The sequence below is a fragment of the Pedobacter montanisoli genome (genome assembly GCF_022809115.1).
Classification (GTDB): domain Bacteria; phylum Bacteroidota; class Bacteroidia; order Sphingobacteriales; family Sphingobacteriaceae; genus Pedobacter; species Pedobacter montanisoli.
Genome location: NZ_JALGBH010000002.1, coordinates 662876 through 685444, shown reverse-complemented (window position 1 = coordinate 685444; position 22569 = coordinate 662876). Strand labels below are relative to the sequence as shown.

Sequence of the window (22569 nt, the reverse complement as noted above, 5' to 3'; positions counted from 1 at the left end):
CTGCGATGTTATTAAAAACACCCGTAGAGTTCGTTACGCCATTTAAAGTATATTGGTAGCTTCCATTACCACCATTTGCAGTTAAAGTTACCGTTGAACTTCCGCCATTACAGTCGATCACCGTATGGTTTTCAGTTGCCGTGATCAGTGCAGGTTCGGTGACCGTTACGCTGCCCGTTGCAGGTGCACAGCTCTTGCCATCCGTTACGCTCCAAGTATATGTTCCAGCAGGGATGTTATTGAAAACGCCCGTAGAGTTGGTTACGCCATTGAAAGTATATTGGTAGCTTCCATTACCACCATTTGCAGTTAAAGTTACCGTTGAACTTCCGCCGTTACAGTTGATCACCGTATGGCTTTCAGTCGCAGTGATCAGTGCAGGTTGAGTTATCTCATATCCTTCAGTAATTGAACAGTTATTCGCATCCGTTACCTTTAAATAATAAGTTCCTGCTTTTAAATTGCTAATATCTTTGTTAATTGAAGAAAAAGAATCGGGTCCCGTCCAGCTATAGGTTAAAGTTCCAACTCCACCTCCTGCATTAATGATAATATTTCCATCACTTCCACCAAAACAGCTTATGTTTCCGATAGTAGGATTTGCATAAATTAAAGGTTTAGGCTGGTTAATAATCAGCGTGCCAATATCATATGCACCCAGTCGGTCTGTTACTCTAAACTTAATAGTAATTGTTCCAAAAAATCTTGTAGCAGGAAGAAAAAGAAAAGTACCATCAGAATTTAAAGTTAATGTACCTTTGGTGGTATCGTAGGTACCTTCTAATGAATACACTAAGTTTTGGGGCGTATGTACTTCATCAGGATCGGTTGCAGTCAATTGTCCAGCTGCTTTGTCATCACATTCGATTACATCCAACGTTAAATCGTTAGGTTTCGGTTTAGCGTTAATATGTACATCTTCGGTTATAGAAGCGGGTAAATTACCATTATAATTTATTCCTGCCACATTTGCCTGATCACCTGATTCATAATTAGTATTGGCACCTGAAAAAGCGTTCTGAAATGGCGTAATCCTTCTATCAGGATTTAGAAACGTTCTTGTTGGATCTAAATAGGTAGCCTGAGCACTTGTATGATGCATACCAGGTGAAACAGTATTAGCAATATTTACATTAATTGTAAAAACTACCTGATCTCCCGGTGAAATATTATATGATCCAAAAGAATAAACATTACCTGTCTGAGTAAATGAAGGAATTAACGGACCTGAAGCATTACCCGTTAAGTTAGCCGCTATGCTACTAATTGTAAAACCCGGAGGTAAATTCAGATTTGCCAGTACATCACCAGCATTTCCGCCATTAGGACTATTAGAAATAGTAAGGGTATACACTGCGGTTGAACCAGGGTTTCTACTGCCGGGTATTCCGGGATTAGCCTCTGAAAGTGTAACCGTTAATTCAGGGTAACAGATCTTTCCCCCTCCTTTTAAATGATTAGGTAGTTCAGCATTTGAAAAACCATATACTGAACCTGCTTTTCCATCGGCTGCTCCATGAGGAATACCTTTTCCATCGTCTGCTTTACCGGATTTTCCGAAATCAACTTTAGTAAATACTACTGCTCCTGGCACATTATGGTAAATCATCCCCCCACCAGCACCACCACCCGGCCCATGTTCATTACCTTTATCATTGGCTGTGTTTCCACCCATGCCTCCGTTGGCCTCTAAAGTTAACGTTGCACCAGCACTATTTGCTAAGGATCTTACAAAAATAGTTCCTCCGGCACCTCCCCCTCCGGCACCATCTGGAGAATTACCAAGAGCACCTCTCTTTCCATTTCCTCCGTTTGCCAAAATGGTACCATTACCAAGAATACGCTCAACATTTATCAATACTATTCCACCACCAACTCCCCCTATGACCCCACTTAGTGCATCGTTGGCATTACCGCCGCCGCCACCACCGCCCATAATTAATCTTGTAATATCTATGGGTACCTTAGTTCCTGGTCGGCCACCATTTGGAGTTGGGTTAGCACCACCAGCACCAGCCCATCCATCTCCACCTACTCCGCCATCTCCACCATTAGCTCCACCGCCGCCACCTGCATTATGGTTATTACCCCCACCACCTGCATTTGCTGGTGCTCCTTTGCCTGATGAACCTCCAGGCAAACCATCAGATCCATTATCTACCTGATTAAAGCCATCGTACATAAAACGTGGGGTCCCCGCAATTCCCTCACCTTTACCTACAGAGGTATTAATACTTGATGGCCCTACATAAACATCTCTTAAGTTTTCGCCAATGCCAACTAATTTTGGTGCATAGCCTCCTCTAAATCCTCTTTCACTAGCATCTATTTTATAACCTCCAAATGACATCGTCCCTGCTACATCAAAAGCAATTACCCCTCCTGCTCTACCATTATAAGGTGGCGTAGTAACATTTGATGTTAATACTAAATTAGAATATTGTGGAACTCTTACAATCTGAAAGCGCCTTTGTCCTCTGTTACTTGTCGCTGCAGAATTATTATATTCATTTATTGTCCCTCCATTATTAGCACCTTTAAATGTCAATGTTCCCCCGGTTAATGGAAGATTATTGGTGGCGATCACATATTCGTATTTCCCAGAAAAGCCCAAACCCGTATAACCAGTTCCACCTAAATTGTCAGGACCGGATTTATTATTACTAGCGCCATATAAATTATTATTTTCAAAATTTATAATCGCATCTTGCATTTGGATAATTAAAATCAGATCACCCGCTCTGATGCCTATTTTACCATAACTATTTCCATAGTTTGGATCATCAAGAGGTACAGGATCCAAAAAGATAAAGGTTGAACCTATGCTCAAAGTTACATCCTTATTCAAGGGAATAGGATAATAAGTATTAACCGGATTTGCATTGGTACTAGGTCCATCGATACCTGATGTACCACAGATCTGAGCTGAAGCTGAACAACAAAACAATAAATACAGAAGAATGATTACCGAAACTTTAAACAAACGTTCGGTCGCATTTTTTTTTAAAGAATTTCCACAAAGGTATTTGTTGGACATAGGCTAAAAAAATCAAATGCACAACACCACCTGTTAAAACAGCACCAGAAAATAAAATTGTGTATTTATAAACAGTTTGTTGTTTAGTTCACTAATGTAAAAAATATTCTACAAGTAAGAAATTTTCTCCACAAAATTAATCTTAATTTAATACTCTTAGCATTATTATGGGGAAAAATATACTCAAAAAATTACTAAGCCTACTTTTTAAAAATCCCTGTAATTTTTAACAGATTTTAACACCTTGCATATTAAACGATTAGCATTTAAACCTATCTATTCTATAAAAACCCTGAATCCTTTTAGTTATGAAAAAAGTATTTTATTTATTCGCTATTACGATACTGTTCATCACCAGTAGCTATGCCCAGCAACAAAAATATAATCGGGCTACACCAGAAGAAAAAGCAGATCGATATGCTGCCAGACTTCAGGAGAAATTGTCTTTAAGTAATGAGCAGAAAGACAAAATCAAGCAAATTGAATTAAAGGCCTTGAATGAAAACGTAAAACGTCGGAAACAAGACACAGAAAACAGAAAGAAATATATTAACGAAAGGCAGGCTAAAATTGAAGCTGTTTTAACTGCTGAGCAGCTTAAAAATTTTAAGGCTTTAAAAAAAGAGCATCATCCTGCTCAAAAAAAGGAAAGGAACAAAAAAGCTCCTCTAAAACAGGAAATGTAGTTTAACAATTTTGGGCTTGTATAATTAAAGCTATTGCAGTTAAGTTTCCAAGTTTCTTTTTGCAATATTTTCATTGTTCAAAAGCTTTTATACAAGCCCTTTTATTTTTCTAATTGAGGTATTTACCCTTGATAATCACATTTTTCCATACTTCATAGCCTTCATTATTGAGATGCAAACCATCTTTGGTATAAGCTGATTTTAAATGGTTATTCTCATCCAAGAATTGCGGATATAAATCTATAATAGTTAGGTTCTTATACTTTAACTTTCTAATCTGTTCGTTCAAATAGAGGATGTGCTGATCTTTGTTATAATGGTTCTTAAACTTTTCAAAAGCAGCGTTTACAGGCAACAAAGTATTGAAATAAATTTTGGTTTTAGGCGAACCTTTAACAATACGTTTAAGTATTTTATGGTAATTATCCAATATGATGCTATCAGGTATGTTTCTGGAAACATCATTTATACCAATCAGAATAAAAATTTTAGTAGGTTTTGAATCTATAATATCCTGTAAACGTTCAAGCACCCCAAAAGTAATATCGCCCGAGATACCTCGTTGTTTAGCATTATCTATATTCAACAATTTACCCCAATCTGTACCGGCGGTAATGCTATTGCCCAAAAAGACGAAGTTGTTTTTACGTATGGTGTCTTCTTTAAATTTAAGAACCTGCTCTTTATATTTTGTAGGTCTAAAAGTGCTGTCCCATTGTAAAGTCTGAGACTTGGCAACACCAGAGCCAACAATCAAAAAAGCGAAAACCAGTTTACAAATTATGCTTCTCATTTTTATTCAATTATATTTTCTGATAAATTTCTTTTTTCTCTGTTCCAGGTAAAGGCAGTAAACAATATAGCCAATACACAAGAAACCAAAATGGCAATAAAGCAATTATCCCAGCCTGAGTTATCTACCAAGCTTCCTAATGCAGCATTTGCCAATAAATCTCCAATAAAATAACCAAAAAGACCCGTTAAACCTGCTGCTGTTCCTGCAGCTTTTTTAGGCACCAAGTCTAAAGCCTGTACACCAATCAGCATAACCGGACCATAGATTAAAAAACCTATTGCCCATAAAGCTACGTTAACCAGCCAGGTTTCTGCACCAGCAGTTTTCCAGTAAACAAATACTGCTACAAATGTTAGTGCCATATAGATAATAGTTGCAGGTGCTCTTCTGCCTTTAAAAATCTTATCGCTCAATAAACCGCATAATATGGTACCCGGTATAGCTGCCAGTTCATAAAATGATGCCGACCATGCAGCCTGAGCAGGGGTGTAATGTTTGGCTTCTTGTAAAAAAGTAGGTGCCCAATTCACAATACCATTACGCACCAAATAAACAAAAGCGTTAGCTATGGCAATGTACCAAAGCATTTTATTGTTCAGCACATACTTTAAAAATATCTCTTTTGCAGTAAACTCCTTTTCTTGCGAAGCGTCGTATGTTTTAGGGTAATCATTATTGTATTCTTCTATTGGCGGCAAACCGCAAGATTGAGGTGTATCCCTAATGAACAAAATAGCGATCAATGAAAAAACGATAGCGATCAAACCCGGAAAGTACAGTCTGGCATGCCAATCCATAAACAGCTCTACACCCCAAATGGTTAAAGGCCCTACTAAAAACCCACCCATATTATGTGCCAGGTTCCATATAGACATTGCAGTTCCGCGTTCTTTTACAGAATACCAGTGCACCACCACACGACCACAGGCTGGCCATCCCATACCCTGAAACCACCCGTTTATAAATAAAAGAACAAACATGACCGTAACAGAGGATGTAGCAAAAGGGAAAAAGCCCATACAGATCATGGTTAATGATGATAAGATGAGACCTACTGCTAAAAAGTAACGGGCATTGCTCCTATCTGAAACGTTACCCATAAAGAATTTGCTAAAACCATAAGCAATAGAAAGTGCCGACATGGCCAAACCCAACTGCCCTTTGGTATAACCCAATTCTTGTAGGTCTTTAATAGCAAATGAGAAGTTTTTCCTTACAAAATAATAAGCTGTATATCCGATAAAAATACCAGCAAAAACCTGTAAACGTAATTTCCAATAAGAAGAATTCACTTCCTCTTTGGCTTTGATTGGTTTATGTGCCGCAGGTTTTAAAAAATTAAAAATCATATATTTAGTAGTAGTTAGTTGATTTATTTATTATAAACTCAAAAATCTACTGATTTTAAAACCAGTAGATTTTTTGAAAGACATGCCTTAGTTATTACAAAAGATTTGGATAATCAGATATAATCCCATCCACTTTTAAATTACGCAGTTTTTCAATTTCCTCTTTGGTATTTACCGTCCAAGGCACAACCTTAACTCCATCAGCGTGTGCTTTTTTTACCAGTTCGGCATCAACCATATTAGAATTAGGGCTTAATATAAAAGGTTTAAAACCTAGATCGGCCATATTTTCTTCGTATGTTTTTTTATTACTTACCAGATAAGAAGTCCTTACTTTAGGGTATTTCTTATGGATAATCTGAATGGTTCTTTTATCAAATGACTGGATAACCACATAAGGAGTAATATTTTTGCTCTCGATCACATCCATTAGCAATTTTACAAAAATCTCAGGCTTAGGATTGGTAACATCATCTCCTTTTTCGGTAGATTTTGTTTCAATGTTATAGAAACATTGTTTCCTGTTATTAACTTTTATATCGTGCTGTACGCTATCTATTAGATCGGCCAGTAAAGGGATATAAGTCTTTATCTTTTTTTGCTGGGGAAAATCTTTGTTAGGTTTTGAACCATTATCAAATGTTTTCAGATAATCATAGGTCATATCCAGTATTGCATACTTTTTGGAATCTTTAGCTGGAATGTCTTTTCCATCAGGCATGCGCATAAAAGAAGGGCTTAGATAATCATCGTGCGAAACCACAACTTTCCCATCTTTTGTAATATGCGTATCCATTTCAAGCGTGGTAATGTTGCCATAAGTTAGCGCATCTTTCATGGCTATGATCGTATTCTCAGGCATCAAACCTCTACCCCCTCTATGGGCTTCGGCGCTAAATGAAGGAAACTGGCTATTTTCAGTTTTTACGTTCTTATTTATAGAACAAGCATTGAATGCCAAAGCTGCGATACAAAGTGGATATATTATCTTTTTCATTGATCTGGTTTTAAATTATGTTTTTAATCGCTACAAATTTTTCTCCGAAACGGTCTGTTGCAACCACCTTAACTTCTTTTACTTCGGGGCCGCAATGTACCATAAATAAGTGATCAGTACTTTTAGGTTCTGCAAAACCTCTCGATGCAGGTAGTTCTGGCCCTTTATAGAGTCTTACTGCTTCTGGATCGTAGCCTTTTTGTTGCGGCATATCTCCCATCAATTTACCATCCAAATAATATTCTATCTTCCACTTAGGGTCATAATTCCAAACATTGGCTATTACCCTGTTGTTTCCGGTTAATTTCTCTACATCTAATGAAATTTGGTAAGTACGTTCCTGTCCGGTTCCTTTATAGTACCATTTCAGTTCATTTCCATTTACTTCATAAACACCATATCCACGAGGTGTGCCATCTTCACAGATTGGTCCTGTCCACCAAGCTCCACAAACTGCACCATGGTTATGCTCAAAAACGCCTTCTTTGATCACATTTCGATTGTAGTGGGTGTGTCCAGACATGACATGGGCATTTTTATAAGCTTTAAGTAATTTATAAAAATCTTTATTGTTTTTTACGCTGTTATGGATAGGTATATGCGCATTAACAATAACCAACGCATTCTTATCTACAAACTTGAGGTCTTTTTCCATCCAAGCCAATTGCTCTTCTGTAATATAGCCATCATAATTACGCTCTGTACCTAAATAGCGTACATCATCTAATACGATATAGTGCGCTTTTCCTCTGTTAAATGAATAATAAGTTGGCCCGAAATATTTTTTAAATGTACGGTCAGAAGTTTCATCCCCTCCCTGGCGGTAATCCATGTCATGGTTACCTAAACATTGAAAGAAAGGTATGCCCATTTCGGCAACAGCTTTATTATAAGATTCAAATAAAGGCAGGTTGTCCCATACCAAATCGCCTACACCTATGCCATGTACTAAGGCATCTTTACCCAAGCTTTCAACCACTTTTCTGGTATCAGGAACAGAAGTAGCCATCATCTGTTCTACATCTTTTTTATTCTTTACCTGTGGATCTGCCCAAATAATAAAATGATGTTTATTATCGTCTTTGCTAAGTTTTTTTAAGGTAAAATCAAACTCATTTATACTACTGATGTTTTCGTACTGCCTGTTGATACTGCCTCCATCTACCTTGAACTCGTATCCCGAAGGTGTGCTTAAAAATAAGAATTCTGATTTTTCACTTAATTTAATGGTGTAATAACCATCTTTATTGGTTTGTACAACTTCAAATCCATCTGATAAAACAGCATTCGCTATACCCTTCTTACCATCTGTTACTCTACCTTTTAACGTATCTGCATTTAAAAATCTATCGAAAGCGTTTAATTTAAGACTGATTACCATGCCACCGGCAAGTAAACCAAAGCCTTTTACAAATTCTCTTCTTTTCATCTGTGGTTCAAAATCAATTTATAGTTATACCGGGTAGCTTTTTCATTTCGGTATAATAGTTTAAATAGTTGTTATATATTTCTGTATAATTTTTCAGTAAAACTAAAGTTTCATTATTATTTCTAAGTGCATTTGTGGTATAATTATGACTTCCTGTAGCTATAATCTTGCATTGCTCACCTTTATACTTGCCATCTATCATTAAAAATTTAGAGTGGATGTTAGTCTGCGAGATATTATACATCTTAACAGTTGCTCCACGCTGTTCCATGCTTTTTAATACTGTTTGTATTTCGCTGTCAATTTTATTTTTAACCACGATTTCTACTTTAGCTCCTTTATCTAAAAGCTCACTTAATTTATTGGCAACATTAATTCTAGATGCTACCCAGTCTGACATGCCCACTCTAATAGTGGCGTTAGGCAAATCACTTATATTATTCAAAATTTCAATGATGCTATCTTCTCCATATGAGGTTCCATTACGTCTTTTGGGAAAGAAATAGGCATTAATTTTTCCATCTGTAGCGCTATACTCTTTATAGTAATAGTCTTTCATGCCCGATGTTGATTTTGCCTTGATGTCTTTCCAAAAATCTATATAAGCATTGTACAAACCGATATCATTTAAAATAATTGCATCCTGTATTTTCTTAGAGTCATCTAGGGTAAAATTGTGTGAGGTTTGAAACACTACATTTTCAAGGTTTCCATTTGTGGTTTTCAGTTCTGAGAACAGTACAAATTTGTTGTGGTTGATAGATGATGTATTCACATCATTGGTAACGATAACCAATTCAGAACCTGATTTAACAAAATCTCGTACAACTCCAATGGTAGACATGTTTTGCTTGATAGAATCATCAATACTGCTATCAATCATAATATGCAGGTAAACACCTCTATTTGAAGCTTCTTTTAAGGCATTGATCAAGGGTTGGTAATCGAACATATAAATGGACATGTAAATATGCGCCGATGCTGGTGTAGCATTGATCATACTAATAAGCTTATCCATTATAGCAGTTGAAGATTGCCCTTTACTAACCTTATCTAATTCTGTAAAAACAGAAGATGGCAGGGTTAAATTAACAGAGGTACCTTGATCGGTACCTCCGTTGTTATTATTGTTATTACTATTTTCTGATGTTTTTTTACAACCTGCAAATGCAAGAAATAAAGCGAGAAAATATATTTTAAATGAATTCATTTAATTAATTTTCAAGGGTTGTAATACCAACTCCTGTTTCCAATTCAGAAAGCTGCATAGTTAAAGACATTGTTATATTTCTCAATGATCTACCGGTTTTCCATCTGCCAGTAGCAGGATTGTAAATACCACCCAGACGTACAAAACTACCTCCGGTTGGATTTGACTGAGTAGCTTGAAACGACAGTCTGGTTGTATTACTTCCTCCGCCATAGATTGGCTGTGGTTTTCTCGTTGATGCATTAATAGTACTATAAAAATCAGTATTTGTAATTCTATAGCCTACTTCCGGAGGACCGGCAGAATAAACCATACCTGAAATAGGTGTGCTACCTCCATACATCATTACATCTAAAGGTACCGAACTGGCCGTAACTGTAGTTCCCTCGAATACGGCAATACCTGCAGGATTTCCACTATTGGCTAATAAATTGGTATTTGCAGTTCCAAAATCAGCACCATTATTTGAAGCATAATTAACTGCAGCAATCCATTTGGCATTTGAAACATTAGTTGAACCTGCGCCCCATATCAATTTTGATGATCCACCTACATAGAAAAACTCTCCTTTACGGACTGTTCCTGAAGTTAGATTAATTTTGTATGTTCTTACACCTCCTGTTGCCCATCCTAAGGTAGGATATGTAGCTGCTCCTGCGTTATTGTTTGTTACAACAGAAAATGGTGTTACAGCAAAATCGATATCTTTAGTAGCCATGAACTGTATATATTCATATTGAGCTGATGTAGAAGCATCTGTACCTTGAGGATCAGGAAGATATCCTGTAATAATTACCGGAGATGGTTTAATTAAAGGTAATTCGAAGGCATCATCTATATTTCTGATCCAAAGTTGTGGTTTACGTTGATTATTGTAATAAATAACCCCGGTAAAATTGGCACTTGGAGGTAATTGTTGGCTGGCAAAGTTAGCTGTTGCTTCTGTATGTAATGTGGCTATTCCAAAACCATCATTAATGGTTTTATCTCCTACATAAGTTTCGCCTTGAGCAGGTTCTGGCTCCAATACCGTATTACTCATGGTGATCAAGGTATTCTCGTATGTTCCAGGCGCTGCCAACAGTTGTGCAGAACTAACAATAGGCACTTTTATAGATTTTCCAGAAGCCACTTTATTTACAGCAGCCGATGATAATCCGGTAATCTGTAAAATACCATTCACTCTTTTTAATGTTCCTCCTTCAACTTTAATATGTACAGAATCACCAATAGCATATTTTACAGCATCGGCCCCTATATTAACCGCCATACCTCTTACTGAATCTATTCCGCTACCCACCATTCTGGAATTTTGGATAACCAATAAACCATTAGGTGCATTACCTGATGAATAATCAGATATAACTACTCCTTTTATTGAATTTGCACCAAGCATTATATCAGTATTCAGGAGTAAGTCTGCTTCTTTATATTGTTTCTTTAAGTCAAAATTAGAGATAAAAGGACTTGGAGTTCCTTTTATGTAATCAGCATCACGCTTGCATGCGCTCATCATGACACTTGTTATAATGGCCAATAGGCACAAATATTTTAACGTCTTTTTCATGATCAAAATAATTAAGGTTTCTGCCACCAAACTTTAGTACTGATTTCATCAGGACCTTGAGCTACCAAAGCATTCTTATAATTGGTAGGATTAGTTGACTGGGTAACAATTGGGTAATTTAGTCTTGCAGGCATTACTCCACCATTTACCAAACCTGCTCCTTTTGGTAAGAAAGGGTAAGAAGTACGGCGGTACTCAAACCATTGCTGGAAATCAACTAAGAACAACGCATAGTATTTCTGTTGGTGTATCAACAGCATTTTACTTACCTCGTTAGGGTTTGAACTTTCTAAAGGTAATGCGTTGTTCCATTTGATATCAGCAGCAGTCACATAACTTGCTACCGCAGGATCTGTTGCACCACCATTCATAATGCTTGGCACCCAATAGTTAATAGCATCAGCTATACCTTTATTATAATAAGTTTCAGCACTACCACTTATCCAGCCTTTTACAGCTGCTTCGGCTAAAATAAAATCAACTTCCGCACAGTTCATAATGATACCTGTATAAGGATCTGTTTGTAAGGTTATAGCTGGATTTTCATCTGCTGCATAAAAACGTGATTCAAGATTAGGTTTGCTACCAATTTCATAACCACTAGGTACACCGGCATAACCTCCCGATCCTGGTTTTATACCAAAACGGTTAACGTTATTTTTACCATAAGCCGGAAGGATACGGGGATCTGCCCATACGACCAAGTTATTGATAAAAAATTCTGCTATGCCAGGACCTCTAAAATCAACTGCTCTCACATTTATCATCAAAGGCGAAGAGAATAAGGAAGTTGTGCTGTTAGTACCATTCCATAAGATCTTGGCGGTATGGGTATTGTTTTCCATAATAGGATAATTGGCAGGATTGGTATCTACTATTTCCTTAATTTTTGCCAATACCATTGATGAAACTTCTGCTTTTTTAGCAATACGAAGTAGCAGTCTTAAATATAATGAATTACCTAATCTGCGCCATTTAGTTACATCACCTTTGTAAACCGGATCGCTGGTTGCTACAATAGTTGCTCCTTCTTTAAGGAGATTATTGGCTTCTTCCAGCTTTTTAAATAAATCCAGATAAATATCTTTCTGCTTATCAAAAGCAGGTTGATAATTTCCATTTCTTCCTTCATTAGCTTCTGAATATGGTACATCACCATAAGTATCCGTAATTAATGAATACACCCATGCCTGGGTAATAAGAGAAATACCCTGATAAGATTTGTTCAATGATTCAGGTTTACTGGCAATCGTATAAATATCCTTTAAATCGGTAAGGCTTAAATACCAGTTATTCCAGGTATAATCAGCCCATGTACGTCTAACATCATATCTAAATACCCTTCCGTCTGATTCGTTAAGATCAACGGTAACCTGCATTAATTCGTTATTAAAACTTCTGTTACGCACCAGATTAGTGCTTACAACATTAACTAACGAAGAAGCCATTAATTGATGTGCAGCCACATTACGCTGTCCAACAGGATCTGTATTTACTTTATTAAAATCTTTTGTACATGAAAATGAAGAAGTTATCAGAACTCCTAATAATGTATATGCGATTGTATTTTTTATAATCTTCATGGTTATTTGCTATTAAATGCCTACTACTAAACGTACACCAAAAGTTCTTGTTGATGGCAACTGTCCGGTTTCAAAACCTTGTACAATATCAGTCCCTGCCAAAGTACCAAACTCTGGATCAAATACTGGCCATGGCGACCATATAAATAAGTTACGGCCATAAACACCTAAGGTCATTTTGCTGAAGCCTACTTTTTGTAAAAAGCTCTTTTTAAAAGTATAAGTGATGTTAGCTTCTCTAAACTTTAAAAAATCGGTACTCATTACACTACCTTCAGCATTATTATTATACATTTCTGTATAGTACTGCTCCAGATTAGTAGCAATCACATCATTTTTACGATAAGTTCCATCGCCGTTAGCTATAACGCCATCTCCAATTATCCCGTTATATCTGCCTGGTAAAGTTATTTTCAATTTACCTAACGAAGCCATTCTGGCTAGTGTAAGTGAATGTGCTACCGCTCCTACCTGCGCATCAAACAATACGTTGGTACTAAATTGTTTATAAGAAATTCCTGTACCAAAGCTAAATTTATATTTAGGCATCGTATTTCCTAAATAGATAACATCTGTACTCCATTTTGGATAACCAGTATTTGCATCAAATACAATCTTTCCTTCTGGTGAACGTACAAATCCAAGCCCGTATAAGTCTCCCATACTACCTCCAACATTAGCCACTACTTGTCCGCCACCTAATGCGCCGGTACGTAATACTACAGAAGTATCTGCCAGTTCTTTAATAATATTTCTATTGGCTGAGAAAGTTCCGTTAAGTGTCCATTTAAAGGCTTTTGTTTGAACAGGTGTTGCACTCATTGTAAGCTCAATACCTTTATTATCTACTCTTCCTACGTTAAATATACCTACGCTATATCCTGTGGCTCGGTCTATAATCCTGCTAAGAATCTGGTTTTTTGTATTTCCAGCATATACCGCAACATCAAAATTTAAACGACTTTTAAACATCTTCAAATCCAAACCTAATTCTAAAGTTGTGGTTTTTAAAGGTTTTAAATTAGGATTAGGTAATATGCTAGGATTGGTCATAGCATTATCTGCGTAGATACCATTTGCTGCAACAAGGTAATTGTATTCTGTACGATATGGTATGGTACTACCACTTCCTACCTGAGCCAAAGATGCTCTCAATTTCGCAAAGCTTATCGCTTTAGGTAATCTCCAAAAGTCTGAAGCTATAAAAGATAAACTTGCAGATGGATAGAAGAAACCTACATTATCTGTTCTTGTAATGGTTGCTAAAGTACTGTTCCAGTCTTGACGGCCTGTTAAATCTAAAAACAGATAGTTTTTATATGCAAAAGATGCAGCGGCATAGAAACTATTAATTCTGTATCTTGCAGTATCAGGCACGTAGATTAAAGGATTTAAGTTATTATCTAATCTGTATTCATTTGGAATTACAAGGCCATCTGCCCTTACTTCATTTTTATCATATTCATTTCTCATCTGGCTACCACCCAATGAAGCTGTCAGACTTAAATCTTTATTGATTTTCTTATCGTATTTAAGCATGAAATCGGCATTGATCTCATAAGACCTGATATTGGTTACACGAAAAGAACCTTGATTAAATTTACCTCCAGAAGCATCATAAGGGCGTCTAGTTTCACGGATATCTTTTGTTAGATCACCCGAAGCTCTTACCATTAAACTTAATTCTTTAGTAAATTTATAGGTTGCCTGTACATTACCTAACCAACCGTTACGACGTTGCGCATTGGTATATTGCTCTGAAATCGCATAAGGACTTTCAGGGTTTGAGGTAGTAATATTTACAAGTTTTGTATAAGGTGCATATTTTGGATCATGATCCCAATAATCTCTGTACCAATCTGTATTTACGTTTGGTTGTGCAAACATAAACCAATACATTAATGACTGGTTGCCATATCCTGTAGCTGGTAAGTTATCACTATTTCTGTTATTGTATTGCGCCTTAATGCTTATACTTAAATTTTTAGTAAGGTTTGTATTAGCAGTAAATGAGGCTGAAGTACGTTCCATTCCTGTATTAGGTACAATCCAGTCGTTGCTGCCATGACTCGCAGAAAAACGCATTCCAACTTTTTTATAAGTACCATCTAAACTCACGGAGTTAGCTGATTCGAAACCAGTGGTGAAAAATGATTTGATTGGATCTTCATAAGCTACCCATGGTGTTCTGGTTAGACCACGCTTTTGCGTAGCAGGGTCATACTGATAGAACATCCCTCCTAACGAGAAAGGCGCCCCCCATGATGAACTGGTTCCATTTGTACTAGGTCCATCTTCAGTAGCACCATATGAAAAATATGAAACCCCGAACTGCCCCTGTCCATATTCACTTTGTCTGTCTGGCCAACGGTTTACCTGCTCCCATGTACTGTTAGAAGTAAAAGTAATCCCCATGGTCTTTCTGTTTTTTGTTGCCGATTTGGTTGTGATGATAATAGCTCCATTTGCACCACGTTGTCCATACAATGCTGATGCAGCAGGTCCTTTAAGTGTAGTAACACTCTCTATATCTTCCGGGTTTAAATCATTTAAGCCACTCCCAAAATCTGCCGGCATGATGTCTCCTGAAGTACCATATACTCCACCTCCTGTAGCAGCGGTTCTTCTAGACGAACTGGCAGCAACCACACCATCAATTACAATTAAAGCTTCATTATCACCGGTAAGGTTATTTTCACCACGTAGTATAATTTTATTAGAACCAGCAGGACCACCATTACGAACCAAGTTCAAACCCGCAACTTTACCAGACAAAGCATCAGTCCAGTTACTGGATACAGCGTCTGTAAATTGGTTACTATCTAATTTTGTAATGGCATAACCCAAAGCCTTTTCTTCACGCTTAATACCTAATGCGGTAACTACTACAGCATCAAGATCATGTGATGATGAAGCCATTTTTATAACCACTCCATTTTGGTCAGCATTAAAAGTTCTGTTAACGGTTCCAAATCCTATCATAGAGAAACTAACCGGTGTTCCTTTATTAATTGTGATAGAGAAATCACCCTTACCATCTGTAATACCTAAAACTTTTTTGCTTTGGTCAACTATACTTACGCCAGGTATCCCCAAATTATCAGCTCCATCAACCACAGTTCCTTTCACAACAATTTTTTGAGCCGGAGTTTGAGCAACAACCTGAACCGGATTAGCCAACTGGCCAATCAATACTCCGGCAGCCAGCAGTTTTCCACAGAAGGCCAAACCGGAAATTACTTTCTTTGTGTTTCGAAATACCGGATGCAATGGTCTGATTACCTCATCCTGATTTTCCAAAACTTCTGAAATCAATCTTCGCTTTGTAAATGTTTTGATCATAATTTAATTTATTCGGTTAGTTTTTAAAGCAAAACACGCTTCAGCTAACTGAAACGCAAATTTAGGTCACTTATGTTAAATTCATGTTAACACACAATTAACGATATGAAACCTTTCGCAATTACTATTTATTTGGTTTTTAATTACTAAATGTTTCGCAATATCAATAAAAAAACAATATGAAACTAAATATTAGTTTTAACTATTCAAAAATTTTATGATTTTTTTTTGAAAAAAAAATTTAGACAAGAAAATAAGCACCGAAATAAAATTGTTAAAATAAGCAGAAACGAAACAGAATATTTCGATTCAGAAAAAAGGAAGAAATTAAGAGAGTTAGCTAAAAAAGATGAACAATAGATTATACCAGGGTAACTGTAACCCCCATACTTTCTAAGTGATTAATAATCTGTTCAGAAACTCCCTTATCAGTTATAATATGATCAACATCCTCAAAACCACATATTTTACCAAAGCCACGTTTACCAAATTTGGTAGAATCGGCCAAGACCACAACTTTTTGCGAAACATCAATCATTTTTCTATTTAAATGTGCTTCCATAGCATTTGTAGTGGTTAAACCATGCTCCAGATCAATACCATCAACACCTAAAAACAAAGTATTAAAATAGAAATCCTGTAAAACCTGCTCAGCATAAGCCCCCAAAACAGAAGATGAACTTTTTCTCAATAAACCACCTAACTGAATAACCTCCACATCCGGATAACGCATCAGCTCCAAAGAAATATTTAAAGAAGATGAAACCGCAGTAAGATTTAAACCAGAAGGAATATTCTTAACAAAATAAAGCAAGGTAGTTCCTGATGCAATAACAATAGAATCATTAGCCTTAATCAGTTTCGTTGCCGCCATACCTATTTTATTCTTTTCAGAAGACTGTATCTTTTCCTTTTCATTAACTGGCCTATCAACAGCGTATGGATTATTCAAGGTCGCCCCACCATGCGTTCTGAAAAGTAAGCTCTTATCTTCCAATAATTTAAGATCTTTTCTTATCGTAACAGAAGAAACCTTCAGGTCTTTACAAAGCTCAATTACATTTATATATTGATCTTTTTGTATTTTGTTTATAATAAACTGATGGCGTTCAGCTAAAGTCATGTTTGTTGGTTTTAAGTAGACAAAGTCAGTATGCAAATTAGTAAAATAACCTCTAAAAAACATCTGTCTTTCATTTTTTTTATTTTTTTCATGTTATTTTTATTATTTGTGTTTTTGATTACTTATACTTGTTTATTGTTTCGTTTTATTACATATTACATTTTGAAATGCAAAGAATACACGCATATACATTATCAAATCAATCAAACTGGGATATTATCATTATAGGTGGAGGAGCTACAGGTTTGGGTACTGCTGTAGATGCAGCCAGCCGGGGTTTAAAAACCTTATTAGTGGAACAAGCCGATTTTGCAAAAGGTACGTCAAGTAGAAGCACTAAATTGGTGCATGGAGGTGTACGCTACCTGGCTCAAGGAGATATTGGACTGGTAAAACATGCATTAAAAGAAAGAGGTTTATTAGAAAAAAACGCTTCTCATTTAGTTAAAAAGGAAGAATTTATCATTCCCTGCTATAATTGGTTTGATGTAATCAAATATCTTACGGGATTAAAGATGTACGATTGGTTAGCTGGGAAATACAGCTTTGGTTCATCAAAATATTTATCCAAAACCGAAACCTTAAGTAGAATGCCCGGCATCAAACAACAAGGCTTAAAGGGTGGCATCAGCTACTTTGATGGTAAATTTGATGATTCTAGATTAGCTATAAATTTAGCCCAAACCGCAAAAGAAAAAGGTGCAACACTCATTAATTACATGAAAGTTGTAAACCTTATTAATCAAAATGAGGAAGTTAAAGGCGTAGAGGTACAAGATGTAATTACAGGAGAAACCTTTAAGCTTTCTGCCAAAGTGGTAATCAATGCTACCGGCGTATTTGTTGATGATATTTTGCAAATGAACAATCCAAAGGCCAAACCTATGGTAAGACCAAGCCAGGGTGTTCATGTTGTATTAAAAAATGAATTCCTGAAAAGCGATTCGGCATTGATGATTCCAAAAACTACAGATGGCAGAGTGCTTTTTGCTGTTCCTTGGCATGAACATTTATTGGTTGGCACTACAGATACACCTTTAAATGAACATAGCCTTGAACCAAGAGCCTTAAAAGAAGAAACTGATTTCATTTTAAATACTGCTGCGGCTTATTTTACCAAAGCACCTACAGAAAAAGATATTTTAAGTGTATTTTCAGGTTTACGTCCATTAGCCGCTCCTACCGATCCTAACAGCAACAGTACCAAAGAAATCAGCAGAGATCATAAACTAATGGTATCGGCAAAAGGACTGATTACCATTACTGGCGGTAAATGGACCACTTACAGACGTATGGCCGAAGAAACAGTTGACCTAGCTATGAAACATGCCGATTTGGGTAATATCAACTCACAAACAGATCATTTAACTATTCATGGCAATATAAATTTAACTGACGATAGTTATCTTAACACCTATGGTAGTGACAGAAAACATATAGAAGCTTTAATTGAGGAAAATCCTAAGTTAGGCAGCAAGCTTCATACTGATTTCCCACATACGGCAGCAGAAATCATCTGGTGTACCCGCAACGAAATGGCTGAAACAGTAGAAGATATTCTGAGCCGACGCCTCAGAATACTTTTTGTAGATGCCAGAGCTGCAATGGAAATGGCACCTCAGGTAGCTGTTCTTATGGCAAAAGAAATGGGCTTTGATACCAATTGGGAAAGAAACCAGATTAATTTATTTATAAATTTAGCTAACGGTTATATTTATCATTCAAAAAATGAACAATTGGCCGTTGCCAACTAAACCCGCAAATTAACAAACTATGGATAAATACATTTTAGCGTTAGATCAGGGAACTACCAGCTCAAGAGCTATTATTTTTGATGTTAATGGCGATATCATATCCATTGCCCAGAAAGAATTTAAGCAAATCTATCCACATGCCGGATGGGTAGAGCATGATGCCAATGAAATATGGTCTACTCAGCTAGCAGTAGCTACAGAAGCTCTGGCAAAAGCTCGCATAAATGCAGTCGAAATCAACTCAATAGGTATAACCAACCAGCGCGAGACTACTGTTTTATGGAATAAAAAAACAGGAAGACCTATATACAATGCTATAGTATGGCAAGACAGACGTACTTCAGCTTATTGCGATGAAAAAAAAGCATTGGGACTTACTGAAAAAATACAGGAAAAGACTGGTCTTATCATTGACTCTTATTTTTCTGCTACCAAAATCAACTGGATTCTAAATCATGTTGACGGAGCACGTGAACTTGCAGAAAAAGATCAGCTGGCTTTTGGCACTATAGACAGTTGGCTTGTATGGAATTTAACAGGAGGAAAAGAACATGTAACCGATGTTACCAATGCATCGAGAACCATGCTATATAATATCCATACCTTAACATGGGATGATGAGCTACTCAATATTTTCGATATCCCAAGATCAATTTTACCTGAAGTAAAATCTTCAAGTGAAATATATGGCGAAACAGCAGGAAATATCTTAGCAGCTAAAATTTGCATAGCCGGTATAGCCGGCGACCAACAGGCAGCTCTTTTTGGCCAAATGTGTACCAGCACAGGAATGGTAAAGAACACTTACGGAACGGGATGCTTTATGTTAATGAACATAGGATCCATACCTAAAATATCAAAAAATAACCTTTTAACTACCATTGCCTGGAAAATTAACAACGAAGTAATTTATGCACTTGAAGGTAGCATATTTATTGGTGGTGCTATTGTACAATGGCTACGCGATGAATTAGGTATCATACATAAATCATCTGAAGTTGAAGAGTTGGCAATGAAAGTTAAAGATACGCAGGGTGTTTATATCGTACCGGCTTTTGCAGGTTTAGGAGCACCTTATTGGAACCAATATGCCAGAGGTACAATAACAGGTCTTACCCGTGGTGCCAATAAAGCTCATATTGCCAGAGCTGCACTTGAAAGCATTGCCTTTCAAACTATGGATGTAATCAATGCCATGCAATCTGATGCAGATATCGCCATTAGTGAGTTGCGTGTAGATGGTGGTGCCACAGCTAATAATACATTGATGCAGTTCCAGGCAGACCTTTTACAGAAAAAAGTAATCAGACCAAAAGTAACCGAAGTAACTGCTACTGGAGCAGCATATTTGGCCGGATTGGCAACCGGATTCTGGAAAGATATTGAACAGATTAAAAAACAATGGCAGGTAGATCAAACTTTTAATGCAGACACTACTATTGATCACGGCCAGCATACTAAAGGATGGAAAAGAGCTGTCAAAGCAGCTATAGCCAATACTGAAGACTAGAACTTAACCAAAAAATAAACTATGAACGAACTTACTGCCGAATTTATTGGCACTGCTCTAATGATCTTATTAGGTGGCGGTGTTGTGGCTAATGTTGTTTTAAATGGCACAAAAGGTAATAACAGCGGATGGATTGTAATTACAACCGCATGGGCTTTAGCAGTATTTACAGGTGTGGTAGTAGCTGCTCCTTATAGCGGTGCTCACCTAAACCCTGCTGTTAGTATAGCACTGGCCATTGCACATAAATTTGACTGGGCTAAGGTCCCTTTATATGCACTTGCCCAGTTAGGCGGTGCTATGATAGGTTCTTTGCTGGTTTGGCTATTCTATAAAGATCATTTTGATGCAACTGCTGATAAAAACCTGAAAGCAGCACCTTTCGCCACAGCTCCTGCTATAAGAAACTTGACATCCAATCTGTTTTCTGAGATTTTGGCCACATTTGTACTGCTTTTCGTTATATTTTATTTTACCAATGCACAGTTAGAAGATCCTAAAACTCCTATCGGTTTGGGTTCAATAGGTGCAATACCTGTAGCTTTTTTAGTTTGGGTATTAGGTTTGGCATTAGGCGGCACAACTGGTTATGCCATGAACCCGGCAAGAGATTTAGGCCCTCGCATTATACATGCAATTGTACCCATTAAAGACAAAGCTAAAACAGACTGGGCTTATGCTTGGGTTCCAGTATTAGGACCTATTATAGGCGGTAGCTTAGCTGCAATGCTATATTTGATATTAAGTTAGCCCTTGTTAATTTAAGGGTTTTACAAATTCAAGATGGTTCAAACTCTACCTCATCGTCATCCTGAACTCGTTTTAGGATCTATCTTTTTAAAGAATGTTAATGCAGGAACAAAATAGCATTAAGATTATAATTTAAATCAACTATTAAAAACCTACAAAACAAAAAAGGAAGCAAAATTGCTCCCTTTTTTATTAGAAATTTCTTTCTCTTATTTTACCGCATCAATTACAGCTTTAAAAGCTTCCTTGTTGTTCATTGCTAAATCAGCTAATACTTTACGGTTTAAACCGATGTTTTTAGCAGCTAACTTACCAATTAATTGCGAGTAAGAAATGCCATGCTCACGAGCTCCGGCGTTAATACGCTGGATCCATAATGCACGAAACTCTCTTTTTTTAGCTTTACGGTCACGGTATGCATATTGCAAACCTTTTTCAACCGTGTTTTTAGCAATAGTAAAAACTTTGCTTCTTGAGCCCCAATAGCCTTTGGCCATATTTAGGACTTTTTTTCTTCTGCGTCTTGCAGCTACTACGTTTACCGAACGAGGCATAATGTGTTGTTTTTTGATAAGCGGTGTTGCTTTTTAAAGCAAACTTGATCGACCGAGTATCTGGTTAAAAAATTGATTACTTACCGATGCAAAGCATACGTTTAACGTTGCCCATATCTGCATCATTTACCAGACTAGTCTGGCCTAAGTTACGCTTACGTTTAGTGCTTTTCTTAGTTAAGATGTGGCTTTTGTAGGCGTTCTTTCTTGCAATTTTACCTGTTCCAGTAAGCGAAAAACGCTTTTTGGCACTGGAATTGGTTTTCATTTTTGGCATAACCTGTTTTAATTTATATAGTTTACTATTTTTTTACTGTTGCTTTAGGCGCTACGGTTAAGAACATACGTTTACCTTCTAGCTTAGGTAGCAATTCTACCTTGCCTACTTCTTCTAAAGCCTGTGCAAACTTTAACAATAAAATTTCACCTTGTTCTTTGTAAACAATGGCTCTACCTTTAAAGTGTACATAAGCCCTAACTTTTTCACCGTTCTCTAAAAAGCTGATAGCATGTTTTAACTTAAACTGGAAATCATGCTCGTTCGTATTAGGTCCGAAACGGATTTCCTTGATAACGGTCTGCTTAGCATTGGCTTTAATTTCCTTTTGCTTTTTCTTTTGCTCGTACAGGAATTTACTATAATCCATGATACGGCAAACCGGTGGATTGGCATTTGGAGAAATCTCTACCAAATCCAATTCAAGCTCATCAGCAATTGCCAATGCTTTTGACAAAGGATAAATACCCTGCTCTACATTATCTCCAGCTAGCCTAACTTCCTGAGCCGTTATAAACTCATTAATTCTGTGTTCTGCTTCTTTCTTTTTAAAAGGTGCTCGCGGCCCCCTATTAAATCCTGGTCTTCCTAATGCCAAATGCTTA

The 22569-nt window shown here is 36.9% G+C and carries 17 protein-coding genes; 4 read left to right on the top strand and 13 right to left on the bottom strand.

All coding sequences use genetic code 11. From position 1 onward, the window contains the following. Nucleotides 1–3037 (bottom strand): Ig-like domain-containing protein (locus tag MMF97_RS10725; RefSeq protein ID WP_243362279.1); only part of this gene is annotated, 3037 nt, incomplete at its 3' end. Nucleotides 3038–3345: 308 nt separating this feature from the next. Here MMF97_RS10725 and MMF97_RS10720 point away from each other — a divergent pair. Beyond that, nucleotides 3346–3723, top strand: a complete 378-nt coding sequence (locus MMF97_RS10720; protein WP_243362278.1) for a hypothetical protein — start codon at nt 3346–3348, stop codon at nt 3721–3723. A gap of 109 nt (nt 3724–3832) precedes the next feature. On the opposite strand, the gene MMF97_RS10715 is transcribed toward MMF97_RS10720, so the two are convergent. The 9 genes from MMF97_RS10715 to MMF97_RS10675 all read right to left on the bottom strand — a co-directional run bounded on the left by MMF97_RS10715 (nt 3833) and on the right by MMF97_RS10675 (nt 17119). After that, nucleotides 3833–4516: a GDSL-type esterase/lipase family protein gene (locus tag MMF97_RS10715; protein WP_243362277.1), complete on the bottom strand. Its 684-nt coding sequence runs from the start codon at nt 4514–4516 to the stop codon at nt 3833–3835. 2 nt (nt 4517–4518) lie between these two features. Beyond that, entirely contained in the window at nt 4519–5868 is a 1350-nt protein-coding gene (gene glpT / locus MMF97_RS10710; RefSeq protein ID WP_243362276.1) for a glycerol-3-phosphate transporter, read from the bottom strand. A 94-nt stretch (nt 5869–5962) separates the two neighbouring features. Beyond that, nucleotides 5963–6865, bottom strand: coding sequence for a glycerophosphodiester phosphodiesterase family protein (locus MMF97_RS10705; protein WP_243362275.1), 903 nt, complete (start codon nt 6863–6865; stop codon nt 5963–5965). 10 nt (nt 6866–6875) lie between these two features. After that, a complete protein-coding gene (locus MMF97_RS10700) occupies nt 6876–8294 on the bottom strand; it encodes a calcineurin-like phosphoesterase C-terminal domain-containing protein (RefSeq protein WP_243362274.1) in 1419 nt (472 codons plus the stop codon). 13 nt (nt 8295–8307) lie between these two features. Continuing rightward, a complete protein-coding gene (locus MMF97_RS10695) occupies nt 8308–9504 on the bottom strand; it encodes a phospholipase D-like domain-containing protein (RefSeq protein WP_243362273.1) in 1197 nt (398 codons plus the stop codon). Nucleotides 9505–9508: 4 nt separating this feature from the next. Next, a complete protein-coding gene (locus tag MMF97_RS10690; protein WP_243362272.1) occupies nt 9509–11071 on the bottom strand; it encodes a DUF5689 domain-containing protein in 1563 nt (520 codons plus the stop codon). An 11-nt stretch (nt 11072–11082) separates the two neighbouring features. Beyond that, complete coding sequence (locus MMF97_RS10685; protein WP_243362270.1) at nt 11083–12654, bottom strand: SusD/RagB family nutrient-binding outer membrane lipoprotein; 1572 nt, start codon at nt 12652–12654, stop codon at nt 11083–11085. A gap of 12 nt (nt 12655–12666) precedes the next feature. Further along, nucleotides 12667–15996 (bottom strand): SusC/RagA family TonB-linked outer membrane protein, encoded by a 3330-nt coding sequence (locus MMF97_RS10680; RefSeq protein ID WP_243362268.1) that lies wholly within the window; start codon nt 15994–15996, stop codon nt 12667–12669. A gap of 361 nt (nt 15997–16357) precedes the next feature. Next, nucleotides 16358–17119 carry a DeoR/GlpR family DNA-binding transcription regulator gene (locus MMF97_RS10675; protein WP_243362266.1) on the bottom strand — a complete coding sequence of 254 codons (762 nt, stop codon included), beginning with the start codon at nt 17117–17119 and terminating at the stop codon, nt 16358–16360. Between the two features lie 167 nt (nt 17120–17286). On the opposite strand from MMF97_RS10675, the gene MMF97_RS10670 reads away from it, so the two are divergent. From MMF97_RS10670 to MMF97_RS10660, 3 genes are read left to right on the top strand one after another with little or no spacing between them, the layout of a single operon-like run. Continuing rightward, nucleotides 17287–18873 (top strand): glycerol-3-phosphate dehydrogenase/oxidase, encoded by a 1587-nt coding sequence (locus tag MMF97_RS10670; RefSeq protein WP_243362264.1) that lies wholly within the window; start codon nt 17287–17289, stop codon nt 18871–18873. 19 nt (nt 18874–18892) lie between these two features. Next, on the top strand, nt 18893–20383 hold the full coding sequence (gene glpK, locus MMF97_RS10665) for a glycerol kinase GlpK (RefSeq protein WP_243362262.1): 1491 nt from the start codon (nt 18893–18895) through the stop codon (nt 20381–20383). 21 nt (nt 20384–20404) lie between these two features. Further along, nucleotides 20405–21133 (top strand): MIP/aquaporin family protein, encoded by a 729-nt coding sequence (locus MMF97_RS10660; RefSeq protein ID WP_243362260.1) that lies wholly within the window; start codon nt 20405–20407, stop codon nt 21131–21133. Nucleotides 21134–21342: 209 nt separating this feature from the next. Here MMF97_RS10660 and rplT read toward each other — a convergent pair whose 3' ends face one another. The 3 genes from rplT to infC form a co-directional block, all read right to left on the bottom strand. After that, nucleotides 21343–21687 (bottom strand): 50S ribosomal protein L20, encoded by a 345-nt coding sequence (gene rplT / locus MMF97_RS10655; RefSeq protein ID WP_113661241.1) that lies wholly within the window; start codon nt 21685–21687, stop codon nt 21343–21345. Between the two features lie 76 nt (nt 21688–21763). Beyond that, nucleotides 21764–21964: a 50S ribosomal protein L35 gene (rpmI, locus tag MMF97_RS10650; RefSeq protein WP_243362259.1), complete on the bottom strand. Its 201-nt coding sequence runs from the start codon at nt 21962–21964 to the stop codon at nt 21764–21766. A 25-nt stretch (nt 21965–21989) separates the two neighbouring features. Next, the gene (gene infC, locus MMF97_RS10645; RefSeq protein ID WP_243362258.1) at nt 21990–22562 is read right to left on the bottom strand and encodes a translation initiation factor IF-3; all 573 of its coding nucleotides are present in this window, start codon (nt 22560–22562) and stop codon (nt 21990–21992) included. Nucleotides 22563–22569 lie beyond the last annotated feature (7 nt).